This window comes from Streptomyces sp. NRRL S-646 (assembly GCF_000720765.1).
In the GTDB taxonomy this organism is placed as follows: Bacteria; Actinomycetota; Actinomycetes; order Streptomycetales; family Streptomycetaceae; genus Streptomyces.
This window is the reverse complement of the sequence record NZ_JODC01000133.1, coordinates 1-264: the sequence shown is the minus strand read 5'-3', so window position 1 is coordinate 264 and position 264 is coordinate 1. Positions and strand designations below refer to the sequence as shown.

1 protein-coding gene is annotated in these 264 nt (G+C 71.2%); it reads right to left on the bottom strand.

From position 1 onward, the window contains the following. The coding region (locus IH68_RS51505; RefSeq protein WP_037886812.1) for a zinc-binding dehydrogenase at positions 1-264 on the bottom strand (264 nt) is incomplete at both ends.

Below are 264 nucleotides of genomic sequence, written 5' to 3'. Positions count from 1 at the left end.
ATGCCGGATTCCATGCTCGGTCACCAGGTGCCGGGCCACCAGCGCACCCAGACCACCCGTACCACCGGTCACCAGCACCGTGCCGTCCGGATCCAACGGCACCGGGACCGTGAGCACGACCTTGCCCACATGCCGCGCCTGCGACACATACCGGAACGCCTCCGGGGCGCGCCGCACATCCCAGCACGTCACGGGCAGGGGCCTGAGCACGCCCGCCTCGAACAGCGCGACCAGGTCGGCCAGCATCTCCCCGATCCGCTCCGG